Below are 21,363 nucleotides of genomic sequence, written 5' to 3'. Positions count from 1 at the left end.
TGTTTCCCCCTAAAGCACGTGTCGTAAAGCCAGCCACCTAGTGGCCCGCTTCGTCATAATCCCAAACCACTTTGTCACCAGTGACGGGATAGCACTGACAGGTCAGCACATATCCGGCTTCTACTTCGTAATCCTCAAGCGCGTGGTTCGCGATCATTTCTACCTGGCCTTCGATCACCTTGGCCTTGCAGGTGGAGCAAACCCCCGCCTTGCAAGCAAAAGGCGCATCCAGGTTGTTGGCAATCGCCGCCTCAAGCAGGGAGGTCTGGTGAGGAATTATCAGGCTGCGCGCCTCACCCCCGATGGTGACCCGGCCTGGCACGCCTGCTTCCATTTCATCTGCTGAGGCCAAGGGTTGCGGCAACCGACCAGGCTGTGCGCTGGCGAAAAGCTCAAACCGTATTTGATCTTTCGTCAGCCCATGAGCGCCAAGGGCCTCAGATATGGCCAACATCATCGGCTCAGGCCCGCAGATGAACGCCATGTTGACGGTGTCGATATCAATCCAATTTTGAAACAGGGCCGCGCATTTTTCGCCATCAACCCGGCCTTTGAACAGGTCAATCTCCTGGCTGTCGTCTTCGAGGATATGGATGATGTTGAACCGGCCAATGTGGCGGTTTTTCAGATCCTCCAATTCCTCGCGGAACATAATCGTATTGGGGTTTCTGTTGGCATAGACCAGCGTGAACCGGGCCTGCGGTTCATCCTGCAGCCCCGTGCGCAGAATGGACAGAACGGGCGTGATACCTGAGCCGCCTGCAAACGCCAGATAGTGCGGTGCTGCACCCTCAGCTGGGGCGAAAAAACTACCCATCGGCGGCATCGCCTCAACCCTGTCGCCCACGGCAAGCTCAGTGTTGGCCCAGGTCGAAAACGCGCCGCCCGCGACCCGTTTGATGCCAACCTGCAAAACGCCGTCGTCCTGGCCCGCGCAGATGGAATAGGAGCGGCGGATTTCCTGATCTTCAAACTTCCGGCGAAACGTCAGGTATTGGCCCTGCGTAAAGGCAAACGCCTCTTTGTCCTCAGGCTCTAGCGTCACCACGACCGCATCGCGGATCGTCTTTTCAATACCGGTGACCTTTAACGCGTGGAACTGGGCCATGCGGGGCTCCTTAGATGCATTTGAAATAGTCAAAGGGTTCCAGACAATCCGTGCACCGCCACTGCGCCTTGCACGGGGTTGAGCCAAACTGACTGATCTTCTCAACAGCCGCCGATTGGCAATGCGGACAGCGTTCAGGGCCTCCCGCGGCCTGGGGCGGCGCAATGCCGTAAGCCTCAAGACGCGCGCGCCCCTTTTCAGACAGCCAATCGGTTGTCCAAGCAGGTGCGACTTGCGTTTTAAGTGTCAGGTCCGTCACGCCTTGTTTTGCAAGCGCCGTTTCAATGTCCATCGCAATCACAGACATCGCAGGGCAGCCCGAATAGGTCGGCGTGATCGTGACAGTCACCGCCTTGCCTGCAATGGCCACATCCCGCACCACGCCCAGATCCACAACGGAGATCACGGGGATCTCAGGATCAGGCACGCCATCCAGCCAGGCCCAAACCTGCGCGGGATCCACCGCTTGCGTTGCACTCACCAAACCGCTCCGGGATGTGAGCGTTGAAGGACCTGCATGCTGGCCAGCATATGGCCCAGGTGTTCGGTATGGCGGAACCCGGTCCGTCCACCGCTATGGGCGAAATCACTGTCCGGCTTGGCAAGGCAGGCTTCTTTAAAGACCCGGGCGACCTCTTGCTCCCAAAGGGGGCGGATGCTGGAGGGCAGCGGCGCGATCTGCGCCTTTGCCATTGCCGCGTCGGTTGCGTCATCTGCAAAAATCTCACCCGCATAGGGCCACAAGTAGCTCAATGCCTTTTGCATCCGGGCATTGCTGGCGTCGGTGCCATCGCCCAACGCGATGACCGTCTCAGCGGACCGGTCCAGATGATAGCGCGCTTCTTTGACGGACTTGGCCGCAATTTCAGCCACCCGCGTGTCCGCGCTTTCGCAAAGGGAGGTGAGCCATGGGACTTGAAACGCATCAAAGAGGAACTGGCGCATCAACGTGCGGCCAAAATCCTCATTGGGGACCTCAACCATCAGCACATTGCGAAAATCATAGACCTCACGCAGGAACGCCAAATCATTGGCCGTGCGGCCAGCACCCTCAACCTCGGCGGCATAGCCCAGCCACATCTGCGTCTGGCCGATAAGGTCAAGCGCGGTGTTGGCCAGCGCGATATCTTCTTCCAGCGCGGGGGCGACACCGCACCATTCTGAGGTCCGGTGACCCAGGACAAGCGCGTTGTCCCCCTGTCGCAGCAGGAACTCAAAAAGCGCGTTCTCAGCGGCTGCCATCACATCTTTCCCACTTCTTTGGGAATGTCGTAAAAGGTGGGGTGGCGGTACACCTTGTCGCGCGCAGGGTCGTACATCGGCCCCTTGTCAGAGGGGCTGGAGGCGGTGATCTTTTCAGCCTCAACCACCCAGATGCTCACCCCCTCATTGCGACGGGTATAGACGTCACGCGCGTTCTTGATCGCGTGATCCGCATCCGCTGCGTGCAGCGATCCGACGTGCCGGTGGCTCATGCCATGTTGGCCGCGGATAAACACTTCCCAAAGGGGCCATTCATTTGCCATCGTGCTTCACCTTTCCAAAATCTCAAATGTCGGACGCTTACGTTCCTGTGGCACCTTCACAACGCCTCCGGCACGAGCCAAGTCAGCGGGATTGCCGCGCGTCCTGCGCGGGCAGGCAACCGCTGCATTGGTCAGCCAGCCCCATCGCTGCTACTCAGCGGCCAGCTTACGCGCCCGTTTCTTTTCGGCATGCGCCATCATGCCCTCGCGGACCCACGCGCCATCATCCCAGGCCTTATTGCGCGCGCTCAAGCGTTCTGTGTTGCAAGGACCGTTGCCTGACAGCACATCATGGAATTCACGCCAGTCGGGTTCTGAGAACCGGTAATGGCCGCTCTCTTCATCGAAGCGCAGGTTTTCGTCGGGGATGGTCAGGCCCAGATAGTCCGCTTGCGGCGCGGTTTCATCGACGAACTTCTGGCGCAGTTCGTCATTGGTGTTCATCTTGATCTTCCAGGCCATGGATTGCGACGAATGCACGCTGTCCTTGTCGGATGGCCCAAACATCATCAACGCGGGATACCAGAAGCGGTTCAAAGCATCCTGCGCCATCCGCTTTTGTTCAGCCGTGCCGTTCACCATCGCCATCATGATGTGGAAACCCTGCCGCTGGTGAAAGCTTTCTTCCTTGCAGATCCGCACCATCGCGCGGGCGTAAGGGCCGTATGAGGTCCGCTGCAACGGCACCTGGTTCATGATCGCCGCCCCATCCACAAGCCAGCCGACCGCCCCCATGTCGGCCCAGGTGAGCGTGGGGTAGTTGAAGATGGAGGAATATTTCATCCGGCCATCCAGCAACATCTCGGTCAACTCATCCCGGCTGACGCCTAAGGTTTCAGCCGCACAATAAAGGTAAAGGCCATGCCCCGCCTCGTCCTGCACCTTGGCCAGCAGGTTCGCCTTACGCTCCAATGACGGGGCGCGGGTGATCCAATTGCCTTCGGGCAGCTGACCGACGATTTCGGAATGGGCATGCTGACCGATCTGGCGGATCAGCGTCTTGCGATAGCCCTCAGGCATCCAGTCCTTCGGTTCAATCTTTTCGCCCGCGTCGATGCGCGCCTGAAAGGCGGCGAGCTTTTCGGGGTCTTCTTGCGTGGCCTCAGATTTGATCATCTGTGCATACATGTCTCATACCCTTTCCAAAATAAGTGCCACACCCTGGCCCACGCCCACACACATCGTGCACAGCGCATAACGCCCACCCGTGCGGCGCAGTTGATAGGCGGCGGTCATCACCAAACGCGCGCCTGTCATGCCCAAGGGATGGCCCAGCGCAATGGCACCACCGTTGGCATTCACATGCGCAGCGTCATCGGGCAGGCCCAGCTGCCGCATCACCGCGACCCCCTGGCTGGCGAAGGCCTCATTCAGTTCTATCACATCCATCTGGTCCAGCGTGAGGCCCGTGCGTTCCATCACCTTGTGCACCGCAGGCACCGGGCCAATGCCCATAATGCGTGGTGCCACACCTGCCGCGGCCATCCCCACAACGCGGGCCAGCGGGGATGCGTTTTTTGCAGCCTCTTCATCCCCCAAAAGCAGGGCGGCAGAGCCGTCGTTCACACCTGAGGCATTGCCAGCTGTCACGGTCTTGTCCGGGCCATTTACGCCTTTGAGCTTGCCCAGTTTTTCTGCCGATATGCCGGGGCGGGGATGTTCATCGGCTTCAAATAAGATCGGATCGCCTTTGCGCTGCGGGATGCTGACGCTCATCAGCTCATCCGCAAAGTGCCCCGCCGCTTCTGCCGCCGCATAGCGCGCCTGAGACCGGGCGGCAAAAGCATCCTGATCCTCACGCGAGATACCAAAGTCATCAGCGACGTTGTCCCCCGTCTCGGGCATGGAATCAACGCCGTGCGCGGCCTTCATCTTGGGGTTAATAAAACGCCAGCCAATCGTTGTGTCATAAACCGCGTTGGCACGTGAAAATGCGGCCTCTGCCTTGGGCATGACAAACGGCGCGCGGCTCATGCTTTCGACACCGCCAGCGATGGCCATCTTGTAATCCCCCGCTTTGATCCCGCGTGCGGCCATGCCAACGGCATCCATGCCAGACCCGCACAGGCGGTTGATCGTGGTGCCAGGCACGCTTTCCGGAAGACCGGCAAGCAACGCGGCCATGCGCGCCACGTTGCGGTTGTCTTCGCCCGCCTGATTTGCATCGCCCAGGATCACGTCGTCAACACCACCGAAATCCACACCGGGATTGCGTCGCATCAGCTCTGCGATGGGAAGTGCGGCAAGATCATCGGTTCGGATAGATGAAAGTGCGCCACCAAACCGCCCAATGGGCGTGCGCACCGCGTCGATGATATATGCCATAGATCCTCCGATAGATCGCACCCTAGCCCACAGGGATAAAGTGTTACGATATTTTGTCAACTGGCAAATTCGTGTAACCAGTTAAGGTCTCCTGACAGCGCAGCAAAGCCCAATACCATTCTGTTTCGCTGCTGCCCGTTTCAACAACACACTCCGGCCCAGAACGCAAAAAGCCCGGCCAGACGTGGTGTCTGACCGGGCCTTTTATTTTGCCATCGTGGGCAAACTGATGCGGGATTACTTCCGCGTCAGTTCAACCCAGTTACCGTCACGAATAACCGAGATAACAACCTCATCCGCGCCTTGGTGATCTTCGGCTGAGTAGGTCACGGTGTTGCCGGACACGACATCTTCGTAGTTCAGGCTTTCCATGCCGGCCTGGAACGTTTCAGCGTTCAGGTCAGGTCCTGCAGCTTCCAGTGCCTTGACCAAAGAGATCGCCGCAGAGTGACCCAGCAGCGCGCCGGAGCCTGGCAGCTGTTCGCCGGTCGCTTCCGTGAAGTTTTTGACGAATTTCTGAACCTCTGGCTGGTCCATGCGGGACAGCAGATCAGCCCAGCCAGCCGCAGCATACATGCCTTCGGTCACGCCACCTGGCACTTTGGCCATCACGGTGTGGAAACCGGCAGAGGAGTTCAGGAAGGACATGTCAGTCAGGCCCAGCTTCTTAGCGGTTGCGGAAACCGTAATCGCCTGACGCACGCCCAAAGCCAGGGCAACAATCTGACAGCCGTCTGCGTTCAGCTTCTGCAAGGAGCCGACGAAATCGGAATCGTCCGGCTTGTGCGTTGTTTCAGACACAAAGCTCAGACCGTCGGTCTCAGCGGAAATGGATTCAGCGCCTTCTTTGATGTCCTTGCCAAAGTCAGTCGGCAGATACATCGCGCACACGTTGCTGACGCCCTTTTCGTTGGCCAGATACACCACACCGTCGCGGATCTGTTCGTAATATGTGGCCGTCCCTGCATAGTGCAGCGAGTTGAAAGGCTCTGCCATTTCACGTGCCGCAGACAACGGTGAAACGTTGGCAACCTTCTTGGCGTCCTGCAGCTTGAACGCCGCGATGTTCATGGGTGTGCCCAGCGACAGCAGCATCGCAAAGACTTTGTCGCCGTTGACCAGCTTGTTCATGCCCTGAATGGCTTTGGGCATCTGATAGGCGTGATCTTCGACAATGAAGCGGATCTTGCGGCCGTGGATGCCGCCGGCGGCGTTCACTTCATCAAATACAATCTGTGCCGCTTTCGTGGCTGGCGCGCCGAAGGCTGCAAAAGGGCCGGACAGGTCATTGTTGGACCCGATCAGCACTTCTGTGTCGGTCACACCCTGCTCGGCGTGGGCCGGTGTCATCGCAGTCGCGGCAAGCAGCGCAGCGGCGCCCAATTTCTTAAAGAGTGATTTCATGTTGGTCTCCCTGAGTTTAGTTTGTTGGCTCGGCCCATTTAGTACATTTGACCAATGAGCTCTTGGTGTTTGGTTTCGACAAAGCTGCGTTTCAGCTTCATCGTTGGTGTAAGTTCATCATCTTCTGCCGTCAGCAAGACGTCAATCAGGCGGAAGTCTTTGATCTGCTCCACACGCGCGAAGTCTTTGTTCACTTCGTTGATGGTTTCGCGGATCAGCTCCTGAACTTCTTTCGCCGCGCAAAGCGACGCGTAGTTGGAGAACGGCACCCGTTTGTCTTGGGCAAACTTTTCGACGTTCTCTTGGTCAATCATCACCAGACAGGTGAGGAATTTACGTTTGTCGCCAATCACCACAGCGTCAGAAATATAGGGCGAGAACTTGAGCCGGTTCTCAATCTCTGCCGGGGTGATGTTCTTGCCACCCGCGGTGATGATGATGTCTTTCAGACGTCCGGTGATCGACAGATAGCCTTGGTTGTCCATCATCCCGACATCGCCAGTGCGCAGCCAGCCATCCTCCGTAAAGGTCTCAGCGGTTTTTTCGGGGTTCTTCCAATAGCCCTGAAAAACGTTCCCGGCTTTGTACTGCACTTCACCATCGCTTGCGATGCGCACCTGAGCGCCGGGCAAGGGTTGCCCAACCGTCGACATCTTGTTGCTGCCCAGGTTGTTGATCGCGATTACGCCCGCACTTTCCGTCATCCCGTAGCCTTCCAGCACCGGCACCCCGATGGAGGCATACCACTTGAGCAACTCCGGCGAGATCGGTGCCGCACCAGAGCCGCCACGGCGCAACCGGTCCATCCCAATCATCCGGCGCAGGTTTTGCAACAGCATCATGTCCCAGAATTTATAGGCGATGTTTGCCCTAGCAGAGAGCGTCTTGCCCTCGGCCTCGGCCTCAACCCGGGCGGCCCCGGCCTGAAGCGCTTTGGCATAAGCCCATTTTTGCATACCCGTTGCTTCGCCAATGCGGATCGAAACCTGGGAATAGATCTTTTCCCACAGGCGTGGAACGGCGACAAAAGTCTGCGGGCTGACCTCTTGCAGGTTGTCAAAGATCGTCTCAGGGCTTTCAGCAAAGTTGATCGTTGATCCCGCAGCAATCGAGGCGTTGACCGAAAACACCCGCTCCAGGATGTGGCAAAGCGGCAGAAAACAAATCTGATCATCTGTTGGAAAGGTGGGGGCATCCTTGATGCCCGCGCTGACCGAATACATCAGGTTGCCATGGCCAATCATCGCCCCCTTGGGCAAGCCGGTTGTGCCCGAGGTATAGACCAAGATTGCTGTATCTTCGGGCTTAGTCTGATCAATGGAGGCCTCAAACGCTCCGGGATGTTCGGCGTCATAGGCCGCGCCGATCTCATAAAGCTCATCCAGAAAGATCACGTCGGGGTCAGAGAAATCATGCAGACCGTCACGTTCGATGACGATGACCTTGATCAGCCCCTGCATCGCGTCGCGGACTTCAAGATATTTATCAAGCTGCTCGTCGTTCTCCAGAAACAGGAATTTGCTTTCAGAGTTGTTGACCAGATACTCAAGCTGCTTGGCGGAATCGGTGGTGTAGACGCCGGAACAAATGCCCCCTGCCCCCTGCACACCCATATCGACATACATCCATTCTTTGTTGTCTTCCGACAGAATGGACACGACCTCTCCGCGTTTCAGACCCAAGGACACAAGCCCAAGACCAATCTGCTTGGCGCGGGTGAAGTAATCATTCCACGAATGCGACCGCCAAATGCCATAGCTCTTCTCGCGCATCGCGGTGCGTTCACCCAGGGTTTGGCACCGCAGGCGGAACAGCTTGGGCGTGGTGTCTTGGCCGTCGATATAGAACGGGCCTTGGGACAGGTCTGCGTTGAATGTCAGACCGTGCATGGTTTGTTGGGGGGCAGCGTTCGATCCATCGTTGTTCCCTATCGCCAGGTCTTGCGTTGCTTCCAGCGGCGTTGGCCGCGTTGGTTTTCCTCTTGGCTGACGCCAAGATAGAATTCTTGGATGTCCTGTGATGCGGCCAGCACGTCGGCTTTGTCGTTCATCACGATGCGGCCAAGCTCCAGAACATAGCCGTAATCAGCCGCGTCCAAGGCCACCTTGGCGTTCTGCTCAACCAGCATCATCGTGACCTTTTGCTCTTTGTTGAGCCGCACGATGATCTCAAAAATCTCAGAGGTCAGGCGCGGAGAAAGGCCAAGGCTTGGCTCATCCAGCAGCATCAACTTGGGCTGAGACATCAGCCCCCGGCCAATCGCCAACATCTGCTGCTGACCCCCTGAAAGCGTGCCTGCACGCTGGTCGCGGCGTTCTTTCAGGATGGGGAAATAGGAATACACCATCTCTTCGTCCGCCGCGATGCCGCCCCGATCCGTCCGGGTATAGGCCCCCATGGCGATGTTCTCAGCAACCGTCATCAACGGAAAAATCTCGCGCCCTTCGGGCACATGCACGATGCCTTTGCGCACAATCGCATCCGGCTCAAGGCTTTGGATGTCGGTGCCCATCATCTTCACGGTGCCCTTTTCAGGGTCCATCACGCCCGAGATGGTTTTCAGCAACGTTGTCTTGCCCGCGCCATTGGCCCCCAGAACGGTCACGATCTGTCCTTCGTTGACCTTCAGGCTCACCCCGCGGATGGCCATAATCGGGCCATAGAAACTCTCAAGGTTTTCGATCTCCAGGACGACGTTCCCGGTGTCATTTGCCGTATTCATGCCCGTGATGTCCCCGTTTTGGAAATCTCACCCGTGCCAAGGTAGGCCTCAATCACCGCTGGATGTGATTGCACTTCAGCAGCGGATCCGGTCGTCAATTCCTTGCCGTCCGACAGCGCCATCACCCGGTCTGACACGGCTGAAACAAGCCCCATGTCATGCTCAACCATCATGACCGAAATACCCATCTGCTTTTGGATGTCCTCTATCCAAAAGGCCATGTCTTGGGTTTCCTCAACCGACAGACCAGAGGCCGGTTCATCCAACAACAGCAGCTTCGGCTCAGACGCCAGCGCGCGGCCCAGCTCAACCACCTTGCGCACACCGTAAGGCAGCCCGCCGATCATCTTGTCGCGGTAGGCTTGCAGATCGAGGAATTCGATCACCTCTTCTACCGTTTCGCGGTGGCGCAGCTCTTCTTTGTGGGCCTTCGGCGAAAAGATGATGTCCGACAGAACGCTGGTGCGCCGATGCCGGTGCCGTCCTACCAAGAGGTTCTGCAGCACGGTCGCTTGCTCAAAAAGCTCAATGTTCTGGAACGTCCGTGCGATGCCATATCCGGGCACCTGATCGGCTGTATTTTTCAGAAGGTCATTGCCGTCAAAGCGGATCTTGCCCTCAACCGGGTCATAGAACCGAGAGATCAGGTTAAATACCGTGGATTTACCCGCCCCATTCGGCCCGACCAGGGCAAAAACCTCGCCTGCCTCAACGGTGAGCGAGACGTTATCAACAGCCACCAGCCCACCAAATTTGAGCGTGACATTTTCAATCTCAAGCAAGCTCATTGCAGGCGTTCCGTTTTCAGATAGGATTTCTGACGTTTGAACATGTCCTTGCGGTAGAAGGGGAACAGTTCAAAGTAGGTGCGGATCTTGAGCCAGCGGCCATAAAGCCCCATCGGCTCCAACAGGATAAAGCACACCAGAATGAAGGCGAACATCGCGCTTTCCAGGCCCGGAATGTTGATGTTGACGTCAAAGGCATTCGACAGAAACGACCGTCCGTTTGCAATGGCCACCGGGATGATGCCCACAACAATCGCACCAAAGAAGGCCCCGTGGATAAACCCAAGCCCGCCAATCACGATCATCAGCAAGAGCGTGATGGACATCACCAGATCGAAGGTTTCATTGGTGACATAGCCTGCCGAATGGCCGAACAAACCGCCCGCCAGCCCCGCCATCGTGGCCGACAGAAAGAACGAGGTCGCTTTCGTCCGGGTCAGGTTGATCCCCATGGCACGGGCCGAAATTTCACTGTCGCGGATCGCGGTAAAGCTGCGCCCGGTCGGCGTGCGCAATAGGTTGCGGTAGAACCAGACCAGCAAAATCGCCACGAAAAGGACGAGATAGTAGAACTTGTATGGCGTGGAGTAGCGGTTGATTTCCATGCCGAAGATATTGATGTCCGGCACCGCAGACCCTGCAATCCCCCCGGTCCAGGGTTCGGCCAGCACGACGATATCGCTCGTCAGGATCGACATCGCCAGAGTGGCAAGCGCTAGGTAAACGCCATGCAGCCGCAAAACCGGCAGCGCCACCAAAGTGCCCAAGGCCCCGGCACACAGCCCCGCCAAAGGGAAGGCCAGCAACCAAGGCACGCCAGAGGACAGCAAGTTGATGTGCACATAGCACCCAATGGCCATAAACGTGGCGTGGCCCAGGCTGGGCAGGCCGGTGTGACCGGTCAACAGCATCAGCCCCATCCCGGCAATCGCCAAGATGAGGACACCGGTGATTTCACCCAAAAGGTAGGCATCGCCGATGGCCACGAAATAGAGCGGCGTGCCCAAAAGCAGCAGCAGCAACAAGGCGTACCAGGTGGCCTGCGCACGATGTTTGAAGAGGCGAATATCTGCGTCGTAAGTGGTTTTGAAAACAAAGCGCATGGAGTTACACCTTCTTGCTTTGTGTCTGAGAGAAGATGCCGCCGGGGCGGAAAATCAGGATCAGCAACAAGATACCGTAAGGGGCGATCTGGCTCACGCCGGGGGGGCCAAAGCGCGAGGCCAAAGGCTCAACCACGCCGATGATCAACCCGCCAACCAACGCGCCCGGCAAAGAGCCAAAGCCGCCAATGGCCGCCGCCGCAAAGGCTTTGATCCCCAAAAGACCGGTCGCCGGATCAATCGCCCCCTTAGAGGCAAAAAGAATGCCCGCCACCGCGGCCACCATGCCGGACAGCCCCCACACAAGGCTATGAATGCGCCGCACCGGGATGCCCATGTAATAGGCCGCCAGTTGGTTTTGCGATGCGGCCTGCATTGCAAGGCCCAAGCGTGTGCGTGAGAAAAAGAGATAGAACAGCAAGGTCAGAACGGCCGTCACAATGACGATCAGCACTTCATCCACGCCCAAGACCAGCCCGCCAGATCGTATGTCCTGCCCGGCATAAGGGGTTTCCAGCGATGTGGGCTCATGTGTCCAAAAGGTGCCCGCGAAGAACCGGATGATAAAGCCCATCGCGATGGTCATGATCACAATGGATGTCTGGGACTGGCCAAACATGTGCCGCAGGATGCCCCAGTTAAAGGCATAGCCAAAGACCCCCATCACCAGGATGGACAGGGGCACGGCCAGCCAGAAATTCAGGCCCATATATTCGTGATTGGTAAAACCGATGCAGATGAAGGCACCCAACATCATGAAATCGCCCTGGGCGAAGTTCACCGCCTCGGTTGCTTTGTAGATCAGCACAAAGCCAAGCGCGATCAGGCCATAGACACAACCATTCGCGAGGCCGCTGATAATCAGCTGCAAAAAGTCCACTAGATCCCTCCCTAAGACCCAGAGTATCCGCCGCATTTTCGCCAGTTCCGACAAAGGGTCTGGTCTTATTGGTAAGACAACGACGCCGCCCATTCCAACAGGCAAGGTGCTGAAAAGGCCTTTCTTACAAAGTGACGCTGCGTTTTTCGGATGGTCAAGCAGGTTTTTGGCCTGACGACGCTGAATTCGAGCGAATTGCGGTGCTTCCGCAAGGCAGGTGCTGCATTTTGAAACTCAGCGCTGCCCCCCGTCCCGTTGTGATCTTTGACGCCCGAAGGGACCTATGATCCAAATGCATGAAATTCCGCTTTGGGTGGTGCTTTCCTTGCATTTTCAGCGCGCGCGGCCCTTGGATGCAGGTGCCCGCGACGCCCCTGATCTGTGAATTTGGCTTGACCAAGGGGCGCGGGGCTGTGCTCACATTGAGGGAGCTTTCATCAACTTACCTTGCGGCAGCGCGCGGATGCGCGTGCTTTGGACCTTGGATACTATGCAACACGCTTCCCCGTCTCCTGAACGCGAACGCCGCCGGTTAATGCAAATCGAATCCATTGCGGTGGCTGAACGTGTGGGGTCGATCCAGTTCTACGTTCACATTGGTCTGATCTCTTTGGGTTCTGCTGTTGCTCTGTTGCTCTATGATGATGCGTCTTTTGTGATCATCGGGCTGCTCTACGTCATTTTTCTATCGTTGGAGAAACTGACAGCCGCCCGTGCAGCCCAACTTAGAAACACGCGACTTTATGCGCTGGTGTTATCGCTGCTTGCCGGGCGCGCGTCTCTTTACGCACTTCTGGTGCTATCGGTTTGGACCAATGAAGGAGACATCTACAAAGTCGCGGCGCTGGCCCTCGTGATGGCCGCGACGATCAACATCTTTGTGTTTCATGCCACCTATCCCGAGATCATTGCCTGCGTCGTTGTCCCGATCTGGCTGGTCTTTGCCGCATTGGCATTGCTGATCGGGATGGATCAGGGCCTGAGTGTCGACACCATCGCCGCGATCATCGTTTTTCTGGCCATCTCCCCTTACGTCTACATGTCGCTTAGATACGCCAGTGACCGCTGGGGGGAATTTGATCGGACCCGCCTTGCCCTTGGTGAGGCGCAAAAGCATGACGCCCTGGGTAAGCTGGTGTCGGGTGTGGCGCATGATTTCAACAACGTTATGGCCATCACCTTGGCCACCGCAGAGTTTCTGCGCGATGCCTCGGAGGAGGAAAAAGACGCCCTTGTCGATGAAATCGTAGAAGCGGCTGAGCGGGGGGCCTCACTGTCGGCGCAGCTTTTGGCCTTTGGGCGCAGCTCAACCCTTGAACCTGCGGCCTATGATCTGGAGGAAGTGTTTGAAAACCTGCGCTCCATGCTGGGCCGGGTGTTGCCGCAGAATATTGAGACTAAGGTGACCGTCGCACCTGGGCTGCCCCAGGTCTTTGTGGACCGCTACCAATTGGAAACGGCGCTGCTGAACCTGGTGATCAACGCCCGCGACGCGATGCCCGATGGCGGCACCCTGCGCATTGACGCTGCGGGGATGCCGCATGCCTCTGTCAGTCCAGCTACCAAAATACCCCCAGGCGGGGATGGCTCGCAAATCTGCATAACCGTCCGGGACAACGGGCGCGGCATATCAAAGACCATCCAGAGCCAGGTTTTCGATCCTTTCTTCACCACCAAACCGGTTGGCGAAGGCTCGGGGCTTGGGCTTTCGATGGTACATGGCTTTGTGGGGCAATCGGGCGGCAAGGTCAGCCTCAAAAGCAGGCCCGGCAAGGGGACCAGCATCCGGTTGTGTCTGCCCGCTGCCGCCGAAAAACCAGCGCCGCGTGTACCGGCCAAGGCCAAAGCCGCGCAGCCCGGTGAAGGCCAGATTTTGCTGGTTGAGGACGAACCCGCGTTGCGCCGGGTGCTGTCCCATCAGCTTGAGATGCAGGGCTATGTCGTAACCACGGCCAGCAATGGGGACGATGCCGACCGGCTGCTCCAAAGTGGCTTTGCGCCCGACGTCGTTGTGACGGACATCGCTATGCCAGGGCGCATTCAAGGGGATGAGTTGACGCGCATCCTGCGCAAGTCACACCCGCGAACGCCGGTCATTTGCATGTCGGGCTATCCCAAAAAGCCGATAAATTCATTCACCGAAACGGAGACGCCTGACATCACCTTGCGCAAACCCATCCCGGCAGAGGAATTGGCATCGGCAGTGCAAATGGTCCTTCAACGGGTTTCCTCTTGAAATCAGCACCTTAGCACTTTCCAGCCGCCACGGAATTTACATTTCCCGGATTGCACTAACCGCTGAACCCGGTCACCCTTTAGGGCGTTAATGGTATCTTTGCTTTGTTAAATTTCATTTATCTTTTGTGCGGAGATCACTTTGAATTCAATAACTTGCCTCCCCGATACTGAAACAAATCAACTTCACGCCCTACTGGTGGAAGACGACGAAAAACTGAACCAGCTGATGAGCCGCCAGTTGGAGAAAATGGGCTGCACCGTTCGCAGCGCGAAAAACGCCAGTGATTTTTTTGCAGAACTGATCCAGATCGACACGCATTTCGATCTCGCCATTGTGGATTTGCAGCTACCCGGCTTGGCCGGGGACAAGATCATAAGCTGGCTTCGGGAAAGTGAGATGAGCAAGCTGCGTCATCTGCCCATTCTGGTGGTCACAGGTTTTCCCCAACTGGCAACGGACATGCTGTTGGAGCATGGCGTCAAGATGGAAGTGGTCAGCAAACCCTATCGCTATGATGAACTGAAATCAGCCGTCACACGCATCGTGTCCAAGGGCCAGGTTCACTAACACGGCCCCGCGCCTGCGACGGGCATTAGAAAGCCCTCTCATAGCCTGATCCGGCCAACCGGCCCCCGTTTAAAGGGGCTGAGGCAACATGCCACGGCCCCACTGCGGGTCCTTTTTGCCGATTTCCCCATAAAACAGCGAAAACACGCAGCCCCCAGCCCCCGCGATGCTGCGTCGCAGCCCCTATCTATTAAGGGTCTGTGGCTTAGGTATGTCCCAAGACGACATAAGGACAAAGTTCATGGAACCGGTTTTCGACACGTTTTTGCTTTCGCGCATTCAGTTCGCCGCGAATATTTCGTTCCACATTCTCTTTCCCACCATCACCATCGCGTTGGGGTGGGTGCTGCTGTTTTTCCGTCTGCGCTACAACCGCACCGGCGAAGAGCGGTGGATGGAGGCCTATGGCTTTTGGGTGAAGGTCTTTGCCCTTTCCTTTGCGATGGGTGTTGTCAGCGGCATCACCATGTCCTTTCAGTTCGGCACGAACTGGCCCGGCTTTATGGAAATTGTCGGCAACATCGCGGGCCCGCTTTTGGCCTATGAAATCATGACGGCCTTCTTCTTGGAGGCTGTGTTCCTTGGCATCATGCTCTTTGGGTTTTCGCGTGTGCCGCGCTGGGTGCATACGGGCGCGACCTTCTTAGTGGCCTTTGGCACCACGATGTCGACCTTCTGGATTATTGTCCTGAACTCCTGGATGCACACACCCCAAGGATTTGAGATGATTGACGGCGTGGCCCATGCCACCGATTGGTGGGCGATCGTCTTCAACCCCTCAATGCCTTACCGTTTCTTCCACATGATGCTGGCCAGCTTCCTGACTGTCAGCTTCCTGATAGCAGGGGTCAGTGCCTTCCGTTGGTTGATCGGTGGACGGACCACCGGTGTCCGCACGGCCCTGCAGACCGGTGTGGTGATGGCCGCGCTGGTGATCCCGGTGCAAATCTTTGTGGGCGACCTGCACGGGTTGAACACCAAGGAATATCAGCCCGCCAAGGTGGCCGCGATGGAAGGCGTGTGGGAAACCCAGACCGCCGCCCCCCTGCTGCTCTTTGCGCTGCCCAATGAAGCGGAACGGGCCAATGATTATGAGATCGGCATCCCCGGACTTGCTTCCTTTATCCTGACCCACGACTGGAATGGGGAAGTCAAAGGCCTGAACGAATTCGTGGCCGAAGACGGCACAGCCCTGCACCCGCGGGTGGCCCCTGTGTTCTGGTCTTTCCGCATCATGGTGGGCACCGGTGTGCTGATGCTGCTGGTCAGCTGGGCCGCTGTCGCTCTCATGCTGCGCAAACGCAAGGACCAGATGGGCCGCCAGGGCGTGGACGGTTTGCCAAAGATCTTCCTCATCGGTCTGGTGGGCATGACCTTCAGCGGCTGGCTTGCCACGCTGGCGGGCTGGTACACCACTGAGATCGGGCGCCAGCCTTGGCTGGTTCAGGGTGTGATGACCACCAAAGAGGCGGTGGCAGATGTCGCGCCTGCGATGGTGCTGTCCTCTCTCATTGCCTACCTCGTGGTCTATGCCGTCCTGTTGGGGGCCTATATCGGGGTGATCTTCTATCTCGCGCGGCGGGCGTCCAATGGTCAGTCCATCGAACCCCGCGTCCCACAAGCGGCTGAGGCACCTGTGTCCAGCGTACCAGCGGAGTAAGTGATGTTTGACATGAACATGTTCGGGGAGCCGACCCAATGGCTGCCTTTCACCTTCGCCGGGCTGATGGGCCTGTCTATCCTGATCTATGTGATCCTGGATGGGTTTGATCTGGGCATCGGCGTGCTTTTCCCCTTCGCCAATGAAGAGGAAAAAGACGCCATGATCGCGGCCATCGGCCCGTTCTGGGATGCCAATGAAACCTGGCTGGTGCTTGCCGTGGGCCTGATGCTGGTGGCCTTTCCGGCCGCGCATGGGGATATCCTGACCGCGCTCTATGCGCCGGTGGCGATCATGCTGATCGGTCTAATCCTGCGCGGGGTGGCGTTTGAATTCCGGGTCAAGGCGCCTGCGGCCTACAAAAGGCTGTGGAACAACGCGTTCTTTATCGGGTCTTTGATGACCTCGCTTAGCCAGGGGTTCATGCTGGGGCTCTACGTGATGGGGCTGGAATGGACCTGGATCAACGTGGGCTTTGGCTTTCTGACAGCGATCTTTCTGACCGTTGGCTATTCCTTCATCGGAGCGACCTGGGCCATCCACAAAAACTCAGCTGCCCTACAGCTCAAGGCGGTGCAATGGGCCAAGGGCGGGATTTGGGGGCTGGTTCTGGGCATCGGGGCCATTTCGTTGGCGACCCCTTTCGTCAGCGACCGAATCTTTGACAAATGGTTTTCGTACCCGGCTGTCCTGTATCTGGCACCCCTGCCTATCATCTCTGCCTTTTTGATTGGGGGCCTGTGGTGGATGCTGCGCCGGATGCCGTTCCAAAATGACCGGCTGAACTGGCTGCCCTTCGTCTTTGCGACAGCGCTTTGGAGCTTGGCCTATGGCGGCATGGCTTACAGCTTTTATCCTTACGTCGTGCCCGAACAGCTGACCATCTACGATGCCGCCAGCGCACCTGAATCGCTCTTTATCATCCTGATCGGATCGTTCTTCGTGCTGCCTGCAATCGTAGGCTACACGCTGCTGTCCTACTGGATTTTCCGCGGCAAGGCGCGCGAATTGCGCTACGATTGATAACTGTGGCGCGGGGTGTTTGCCGCCCCGCGCCATGGCTTCGGCCTTCACGTTTCGTTGATACCCCCCTGTTGCCGATCCGCTCCCTACCATGTAGTAGGTAGTGAAATTCCGAAAGAGGCGCGTCATGGAACTAAACTCCGATTTCTCCACACCCGTTGTCGTCCACTCTGACCAGCTTGAGTGGCAACCCTCGCCCATGAAAGGCGTGGACCGGCGCATGCTGGACCGCATAGGTGGCGAGGTTGCGCGGGCGACAACGATTGTCCGCTATGCGCCGGGCAGCAATTTCTCGGCGCATACCCACACAGGAGGCGAGGAATTCATCGTGCTGGACGGCGTGTTTCAGGACGAACATGGTGATTTCCCGGCAGGCACATATGTGCGCAACCCACCGACCAGCCAACACACCCCCGGCTCTGAACCCGGCTGCACGATCTTTGTGAAGCTTTGGCAATTCGACATGGACGACCGGACCCAATTTCGCAAAACAATGGCTGACGAACTTTCCGCGCCCGTAGACGGCATTGCCAAGGCGGTGCTGCACGAAGATGCGCGCGAAGTGGTGACATACTACCACCTGGATCCGGGCGTTGCGCTTTCATCTGATGCCGCGGGCGGCACTGAGGCGCTGGTCATCGACGGCAGCATCGACCTGGCAGGGGAAACCCTTGGCAAAAATGCCTGGCTGCGGCTGCCCGAAGGCGCGCCGCTGCGCGCAACAGCGGGCAAGGCAGGGGCAAAGATCTGGATGAAGACCGGCCATCTGCCCTTTGCCAAAGCCCCCGACGTCTGAACCCTGCGACATAGATGATCGCAATCCATCCCGGCGGAGCTTTATGAAAACCGACACCCTCATCATTGGCGGCGGGCTGGCAGGCTTGCGCTTGGCCGATCTTTTACAAGACGCTGGCCAGGATTTTGCCCTGCTCGAAGCCCGCGACCGGCTGGGTGGGCGTGTGCTGTCTGACGCCCATGGGGCATCCGCCTTCGATCTTGGGCCCGCGTGGTATTGGCCCGGCCAACCCCGCATGGAAGCGCTGGTGGCCCGTCTGGGCCTCAATAACTTTGCGCAGTTTTCCGAAGGCCATCTCATGTTGGAGCAACCGGACGGCCAAGTGCAGCGCGCGCACAACCAAATGTCCATGCAAGGTTCTTACCGCCTTGAAGGTGGCATGCACGCCCTCATCTCCGGGCTGCAGGGCCAGATTGGGAAAGGGCGCGTTCATCTTTCCTCACCGGTTGAAAGCATTGCTCAGAGCGGCCAAAGCCTTATCGCGACAACGGCGTCCGGTCAGAGGTTTGAGGCCGCGCAAATTGCGCTGGCGCTGCCCCCGCGCCTTGCCGCCACGCTGCGCTTTACCCCCGCCCTGCCCCAAAACGCCCTGGACAGCATGACCACCATAAGCACCTGGATGGCGGGCCAAGCCAAGGCCGTTGCGATCTATAAACAGGCGTTCTGGCGGGACGCTGGCCTATCGGGTGACGCCATGAGCCGCCGTGGCCCGCTGGTAGAGATCCATGATGCCAGCACAGCCGACGGTGGGGGTGCCGCCCTCTTCGGGTTTATCGGCTATCCCCCCGACATGCGCTGCGATGAAGCAGACCTGCGCCAACGCATTGGTGCGCAACTTGTGCGCCTATTTGGCCCGCAGGCGGCCACACCAGAGGCGTTGTTGATCAAAGACTGGGCACAAGACGGTTTTACCAGCACGCCGCGCGATCTCGCCCACCCAAGATATGGGCTGTCAGCACCCCTCAGGGGTCTGTGGAACGGGCGGCTGGCCTTTGCCGGGACAGAAGTGGCACCGCAATTCGGCGGCTATCTTGAAGGGGCGCTGGAAGCTGCCGAGAATGCCTTTGCCCAGCTCTTGGACGTCAACAGGGGGGCACCATCATGACAACTGATACCAAAACCGCGCTTCTGGATTGCGCCACTAAGGCTGCGATGTCGCGTGGGTTTGACGGGTTCAGCTATGCTGATCTCTCTGCAGCGGTGGGCATTCGCAAAGCCTCAATCCACCATCATTTCCCGACCAAAGCGGCGCTTTCTGCTGCCTTGGTCGAACGCTATCACCAGCAAAACGATGCCGCCTGCGCCCGCATCGCTGAGGCGGCAGAAACCGGTGCCGACCGGCTGGCTGCGATGATTGATATCTATAGGCAGGCGCTGAATGGCGGGGAAACGCTGTGCCTGTGCGTGTCGTTTTCGATCAGCACGGAAAGCCTGACGGATGAAGTGTCAGCCCAGATCACAGGCTTTCGCGCGATGATGCGTCGGTGGTTCAAAGAGGCCTTTGCCCAGGGGGCCAAGGACGGCAGCCTGACGCTTCAGTCCACACCACATAAAGAGGCGCTTTATGCGCTGGCCCTGCTGGAAGGCGCGCATCTGGCCGCCCGCTGCGAACGCAACACAGCGACCTTTGAACATGCGGTTGAGGTGCTGCGCGCCCGGTTTTGATGTCCGCGCTTTATAGACCACCGACAACAGCAATGATCGCCCTGCCGGCGCGTCCTTTGAGCTTGGCGCACAAACCACACATAAGGCTGGCTGGGTTACTCCACCCCAAGAAATAGCAAATCTGATTTGCAACATCCCTTCTTTGAGGTCAAACCTGCCACAAAGACGGAGAACACAGATGACCATCGCCAGCAGAGACTGGGTGCCAGCGCCCAGCGAAACACGGGTTCAACAAATCGCGTCCACCACAGCCAAGGCCACATCACCGGATTTGCTTGCGCATATAGAAGAGCTGGCACGGCGCAACAAAGAGATCCACGAGGCTGAGTGTTTCAACCTCAACCCCGCCACCAATGTGATGAACCCGCGGGCTGAGGCATTGCTCGCCTCTGGCATCGGGTCACGTCCGTCCTTGGGGTATCCGGGCGACAAATACGAAATGGGGCTTGAGGCCATCGAAGAAATTGAGGTGATCGCCGCCGAACTCGCCGCTGAAGTGTTCCAGGCGAAATTTGCTGAGATCCGCGTGGCCTCTGGTGCGATGGCGAACCTCTACGGCTTTATGGCCACCTGCAACCCGGGCGACACCATCATCGCGCCGCCCGCCGCCATCGGGGGGCATGTCACCCACCACGCCGCGGGCTGCGCCGGTCTTTATGGCCTGCGCACGCTTGAGGCACCGGTGCATGCGGATGGCTATACCGTTGATCTGGACGCGTTGCGCGCGCTGGTCCTGAAAGAACAGCCCAAACTCATCACTATCGGGGGCAGTCTGAACCTTTTTGAACATCCCGTGGCACAGGTGCGCGACATCGCGGATGCGGTGGGGGCCAAGGTGATGTTTGACGCGGCCCATCAATGCGGCATCATCGCGGGGCGGGCCTGGTCCAATCCGCTGACCGAAGGTGCGCATTTCATGACTATGAGCACCTACAAAAGCCTTGGTGGCCCCGCCGGTGGTCTGATCGTCACCAATGAAGCCGACATTGCACAGGCCCTGGACCATATCGCCTTTCCCGGCATGACCGCAAACTTTGACGCTGCAAAATCAGCGGCCCTGGCGGTGACCATGCTGGACTGGCGCGCGTTCGGCGCGGCCTATGCCGCTGAGATGATCGCGCTGGCCCAAGCACTGGCAAAGGCGCTTGCCGCTGAGGGCGTGCCTATCTTCTCAGGTACGGGCGGCTTTACGCAATCGCACCAATTCGCGGTTCTGGCGGCAGAGTATGGCGGGGGGCAGGCAGCCTCCAAAACCCTGCGGCGCGCCGGCTTTCTGGCCTGCGGCATCGGCCTACCCATCCCAGAGGTCAAAGGCGACATGAACGGCCTGCGCATCGGCACACCAGAGCTGGTGCGCTGGGGCATGACGCAGGGCGATGCCCCCCGTCTGGCGCATCTGATCGTACAAGGGTTGGCAGGCGCAGACATTGCCGCAGAGGTGGCCACATGGCGGCGCAGCTTTGATCAGCTGCACTTCGTGCATTCCTAGGGTCAGCTCGCATGTGCGCAATTTCTGCTCTGGTGCCACGCAAAAAACTGACATAGCACTTCGGTCTG

Annotated in this window: 20 protein-coding genes; 8 read left to right on the top strand and 12 right to left on the bottom strand. The window is 58.2% G+C overall.

Features of this window, described 5'->3' with window-relative positions; translation table 11 throughout:
• Positions 1 to 37 precede the first annotated feature (37 nt).
• From ACZ1HM_RS04660 to ACZ1HM_RS04605, 12 genes are all read right to left on the bottom strand, one after another.
• Positions 38 to 1,108 carry a 2Fe-2S iron-sulfur cluster-binding protein gene (locus ACZ1HM_RS04660; protein ID WP_472741587.1) on the bottom strand — a complete coding sequence of 357 codons (1,071 nt, stop codon included), beginning with the start codon at positions 1,106 to 1,108 and terminating at the stop codon, positions 38 to 40.
• A gap of 10 nt (positions 1,109 to 1,118) precedes the next feature.
• Positions 1,119 to 1,589 carry a 1,2-phenylacetyl-CoA epoxidase subunit PaaD gene (gene paaD, locus ACZ1HM_RS04655; protein ID WP_472741585.1) on the bottom strand — a complete coding sequence of 157 codons (471 nt, stop codon included), beginning with the start codon at positions 1,587 to 1,589 and terminating at the stop codon, positions 1,119 to 1,121.
• Positions 1,586 to 2,350, bottom strand: coding sequence for a 1,2-phenylacetyl-CoA epoxidase subunit PaaC (gene paaC, locus ACZ1HM_RS04650; RefSeq protein ID WP_472741583.1), 765 nt, complete (start codon positions 2,348 to 2,350; stop codon positions 1,586 to 1,588). The genes paaD and paaC overlap by 4 nt, the downstream gene beginning before the upstream one ends.
• Positions 2,350 to 2,634: a 1,2-phenylacetyl-CoA epoxidase subunit PaaB gene (gene paaB, locus ACZ1HM_RS04645; protein WP_472741581.1), complete on the bottom strand. Its 285-nt coding sequence runs from the start codon at positions 2,632 to 2,634 to the stop codon at positions 2,350 to 2,352. Before paaB ends, paaC begins: the two co-directional genes overlap by 1 nt.
• A 150-nt stretch (positions 2,635 to 2,784) precedes the next feature.
• A complete protein-coding gene (gene paaA / locus ACZ1HM_RS04640) occupies positions 2,785 to 3,762 on the bottom strand; it encodes a 1,2-phenylacetyl-CoA epoxidase subunit PaaA (protein WP_472741579.1) in 978 nt (325 codons plus the stop codon).
• A 3-nt stretch (positions 3,763 to 3,765) separates the two neighbouring features.
• On the bottom strand, positions 3,766 to 4,959 hold the full coding sequence (gene pcaF / locus ACZ1HM_RS04635; protein WP_472741577.1) for a 3-oxoadipyl-CoA thiolase: 1,194 nt from the start codon (positions 4,957 to 4,959) through the stop codon (positions 3,766 to 3,768).
• A 237-nt stretch (positions 4,960 to 5,196) separates the two neighbouring features.
• Entirely contained in the window at positions 5,197 to 6,363 is a 1,167-nt protein-coding gene (locus ACZ1HM_RS04630; protein ID WP_472741575.1) for an ABC transporter substrate-binding protein, read from the bottom strand.
• A gap of 38 nt (positions 6,364 to 6,401) precedes the next feature.
• A complete protein-coding gene (locus ACZ1HM_RS04625; protein WP_472741573.1) occupies positions 6,402 to 8,252 on the bottom strand; it encodes an AMP-dependent synthetase/ligase in 1,851 nt (616 codons plus the stop codon).
• Between the two features lie 38 nt (positions 8,253 to 8,290).
• Positions 8,291 to 9,085 (bottom strand): ABC transporter ATP-binding protein, encoded by a 795-nt coding sequence (locus ACZ1HM_RS04620; RefSeq protein WP_472741571.1) that lies wholly within the window; start codon positions 9,083 to 9,085, stop codon positions 8,291 to 8,293.
• Positions 9,082 to 9,873 (bottom strand): ABC transporter ATP-binding protein, encoded by a 792-nt coding sequence (locus ACZ1HM_RS04615; protein WP_472741569.1) that lies wholly within the window; start codon positions 9,871 to 9,873, stop codon positions 9,082 to 9,084. Before ACZ1HM_RS04615 ends, ACZ1HM_RS04620 begins: the two co-directional genes overlap by 4 nt.
• Positions 9,870 to 10,976 (bottom strand): branched-chain amino acid ABC transporter permease, encoded by a 1,107-nt coding sequence (locus tag ACZ1HM_RS04610; RefSeq protein WP_472741567.1) that lies wholly within the window; start codon positions 10,974 to 10,976, stop codon positions 9,870 to 9,872. The genes ACZ1HM_RS04615 and ACZ1HM_RS04610 overlap by 4 nt, the downstream gene beginning before the upstream one ends.
• Before the next feature lie 4 nt (positions 10,977 to 10,980).
• Positions 10,981 to 11,856: a branched-chain amino acid ABC transporter permease gene (locus ACZ1HM_RS04605; RefSeq protein WP_472741565.1), complete on the bottom strand. Its 876-nt coding sequence runs from the start codon at positions 11,854 to 11,856 to the stop codon at positions 10,981 to 10,983.
• A gap of 535 nt (positions 11,857 to 12,391) precedes the next feature.
• On the opposite strand from ACZ1HM_RS04605, the gene ACZ1HM_RS04600 reads away from it, so the two are divergent.
• The 8 genes from ACZ1HM_RS04600 to ACZ1HM_RS04565 all read left to right on the top strand — a co-directional run bounded on the left by ACZ1HM_RS04600 (position 12,392) and on the right by ACZ1HM_RS04565 (position 21,295).
• Positions 12,392 to 14,092 carry an ATP-binding protein gene (locus ACZ1HM_RS04600; RefSeq protein ID WP_472741563.1) on the top strand — a complete coding sequence of 567 codons (1,701 nt, stop codon included), beginning with the start codon at positions 12,392 to 12,394 and terminating at the stop codon, positions 14,090 to 14,092.
• A gap of 198 nt (positions 14,093 to 14,290) precedes the next feature.
• A complete protein-coding gene (locus ACZ1HM_RS04595) occupies positions 14,291 to 14,662 on the top strand; it encodes a response regulator (RefSeq protein ID WP_472741561.1) in 372 nt (123 codons plus the stop codon).
• A 241-nt stretch (positions 14,663 to 14,903) separates the two neighbouring features.
• Positions 14,904 to 16,322 carry a cytochrome ubiquinol oxidase subunit I gene (locus ACZ1HM_RS04590; protein WP_472741559.1) on the top strand — a complete coding sequence of 473 codons (1,419 nt, stop codon included), beginning with the start codon at positions 14,904 to 14,906 and terminating at the stop codon, positions 16,320 to 16,322.
• 12 nt (positions 16,323 to 16,334) lie between these two features.
• Positions 16,335 to 17,345, top strand: coding sequence for a cytochrome d ubiquinol oxidase subunit II (locus ACZ1HM_RS04585; RefSeq protein WP_472744563.1), 1,011 nt, complete (start codon positions 16,335 to 16,337; stop codon positions 17,343 to 17,345).
• Between the two features lie 127 nt (positions 17,346 to 17,472).
• Positions 17,473 to 18,141 carry a cupin domain-containing protein gene (locus ACZ1HM_RS04580; RefSeq protein WP_472741557.1) on the top strand — a complete coding sequence of 223 codons (669 nt, stop codon included), beginning with the start codon at positions 17,473 to 17,475 and terminating at the stop codon, positions 18,139 to 18,141.
• Positions 18,142 to 18,184: 43 nt separating this feature from the next.
• Positions 18,185 to 19,246: a flavin monoamine oxidase family protein gene (locus tag ACZ1HM_RS04575; RefSeq protein ID WP_472741555.1), complete on the top strand. Its 1,062-nt coding sequence runs from the start codon at positions 18,185 to 18,187 to the stop codon at positions 19,244 to 19,246.
• Positions 19,243 to 19,806 (top strand): TetR/AcrR family transcriptional regulator, encoded by a 564-nt coding sequence (locus ACZ1HM_RS04570; protein ID WP_472741553.1) that lies wholly within the window; start codon positions 19,243 to 19,245, stop codon positions 19,804 to 19,806. Before ACZ1HM_RS04575 ends, ACZ1HM_RS04570 begins: the two co-directional genes overlap by 4 nt.
• A 178-nt stretch (positions 19,807 to 19,984) precedes the next feature.
• Positions 19,985 to 21,295: an aminotransferase class I/II-fold pyridoxal phosphate-dependent enzyme gene (locus ACZ1HM_RS04565; RefSeq protein ID WP_472741551.1), complete on the top strand. Its 1,311-nt coding sequence runs from the start codon at positions 19,985 to 19,987 to the stop codon at positions 21,293 to 21,295.
• Positions 21,296 to 21,363 lie beyond the last annotated feature (68 nt).

It is taken from the genome of Sulfitobacter sp. GN1-4 (genome assembly GCF_055693825.1).
The sequence above is the reverse complement of the archived record's forward strand: the minus strand, read 5'-3'. Positions and strand labels throughout refer to the sequence as shown.

What these genes read in the sequence shown, in the direction of transcription:
- ACZ1HM_RS04660 (WP_472741587.1), bottom strand. Translation starts at nt 1,108, where the DNA reads ATGGCCCAGTTCCACGCGTTAAAGGTCACCGGTATTGAAAAGACGATC.
- paaC (WP_472741583.1), bottom strand. Translation starts at nt 2,350, where the DNA reads ATGGCAGCCGCTGAGAACGCGCTTTTTGAGTTCCTGCTGCGACAGGGG.
- paaB (WP_472741581.1), bottom strand. Translation starts at nt 2,634, where the DNA reads ATGGCAAATGAATGGCCCCTTTGGGAAGTGTTTATCCGCGGCCAACAT.
- paaA (WP_472741579.1), bottom strand. Translation starts at nt 3,762, where the DNA reads ATGTATGCACAGATGATCAAATCTGAGGCCACGCAAGAAGACCCCGAA.
- pcaF (WP_472741577.1), bottom strand. Translation starts at nt 4,959, where the DNA reads ATGGCATATATCATCGACGCGGTGCGCACGCCCATTGGGCGGTTTGGT.
- ACZ1HM_RS04630 (WP_472741575.1), bottom strand. Translation starts at nt 6,363, where the DNA reads ATGAAATCACTCTTTAAGAAATTGGGCGCCGCTGCGCTGCTTGCCGCG.
- ACZ1HM_RS04625 (WP_472741573.1), bottom strand. Translation starts at nt 8,252, where the DNA reads ATGCACGGTCTGACATTCAACGCAGACCTGTCCCAAGGCCCGTTCTAT.
- ACZ1HM_RS04620 (WP_472741571.1), bottom strand. Translation starts at nt 9,085, where the DNA reads ATGAATACGGCAAATGACACCGGGAACGTCGTCCTGGAGATCGAAAAC.
- ACZ1HM_RS04615 (WP_472741569.1), bottom strand. Translation starts at nt 9,873, where the DNA reads ATGAGCTTGCTTGAGATTGAAAATGTCACGCTCAAATTTGGTGGGCTG.
- ACZ1HM_RS04610 (WP_472741567.1), bottom strand. Translation starts at nt 10,976, where the DNA reads ATGCGCTTTGTTTTCAAAACCACTTACGACGCAGATATTCGCCTCTTC.
- ACZ1HM_RS04600 (WP_472741563.1), top strand. Translation starts at nt 12,392, where the DNA reads ATGCAAATCGAATCCATTGCGGTGGCTGAACGTGTGGGGTCGATCCAG.
- ACZ1HM_RS04590 (WP_472741559.1), top strand. Translation starts at nt 14,904, where the DNA reads ATGGAACCGGTTTTCGACACGTTTTTGCTTTCGCGCATTCAGTTCGCC.
- ACZ1HM_RS04585 (WP_472744563.1), top strand. Translation starts at nt 16,335, where the DNA reads ATGAACATGTTCGGGGAGCCGACCCAATGGCTGCCTTTCACCTTCGCC.
- ACZ1HM_RS04580 (WP_472741557.1), top strand. Translation starts at nt 17,473, where the DNA reads ATGGAACTAAACTCCGATTTCTCCACACCCGTTGTCGTCCACTCTGAC.
- ACZ1HM_RS04575 (WP_472741555.1), top strand. Translation starts at nt 18,185, where the DNA reads ATGAAAACCGACACCCTCATCATTGGCGGCGGGCTGGCAGGCTTGCGC.
- ACZ1HM_RS04570 (WP_472741553.1), top strand. Translation starts at nt 19,243, where the DNA reads ATGACAACTGATACCAAAACCGCGCTTCTGGATTGCGCCACTAAGGCT.
- ACZ1HM_RS04565 (WP_472741551.1), top strand. Translation starts at nt 19,985, where the DNA reads ATGACCATCGCCAGCAGAGACTGGGTGCCAGCGCCCAGCGAAACACGG.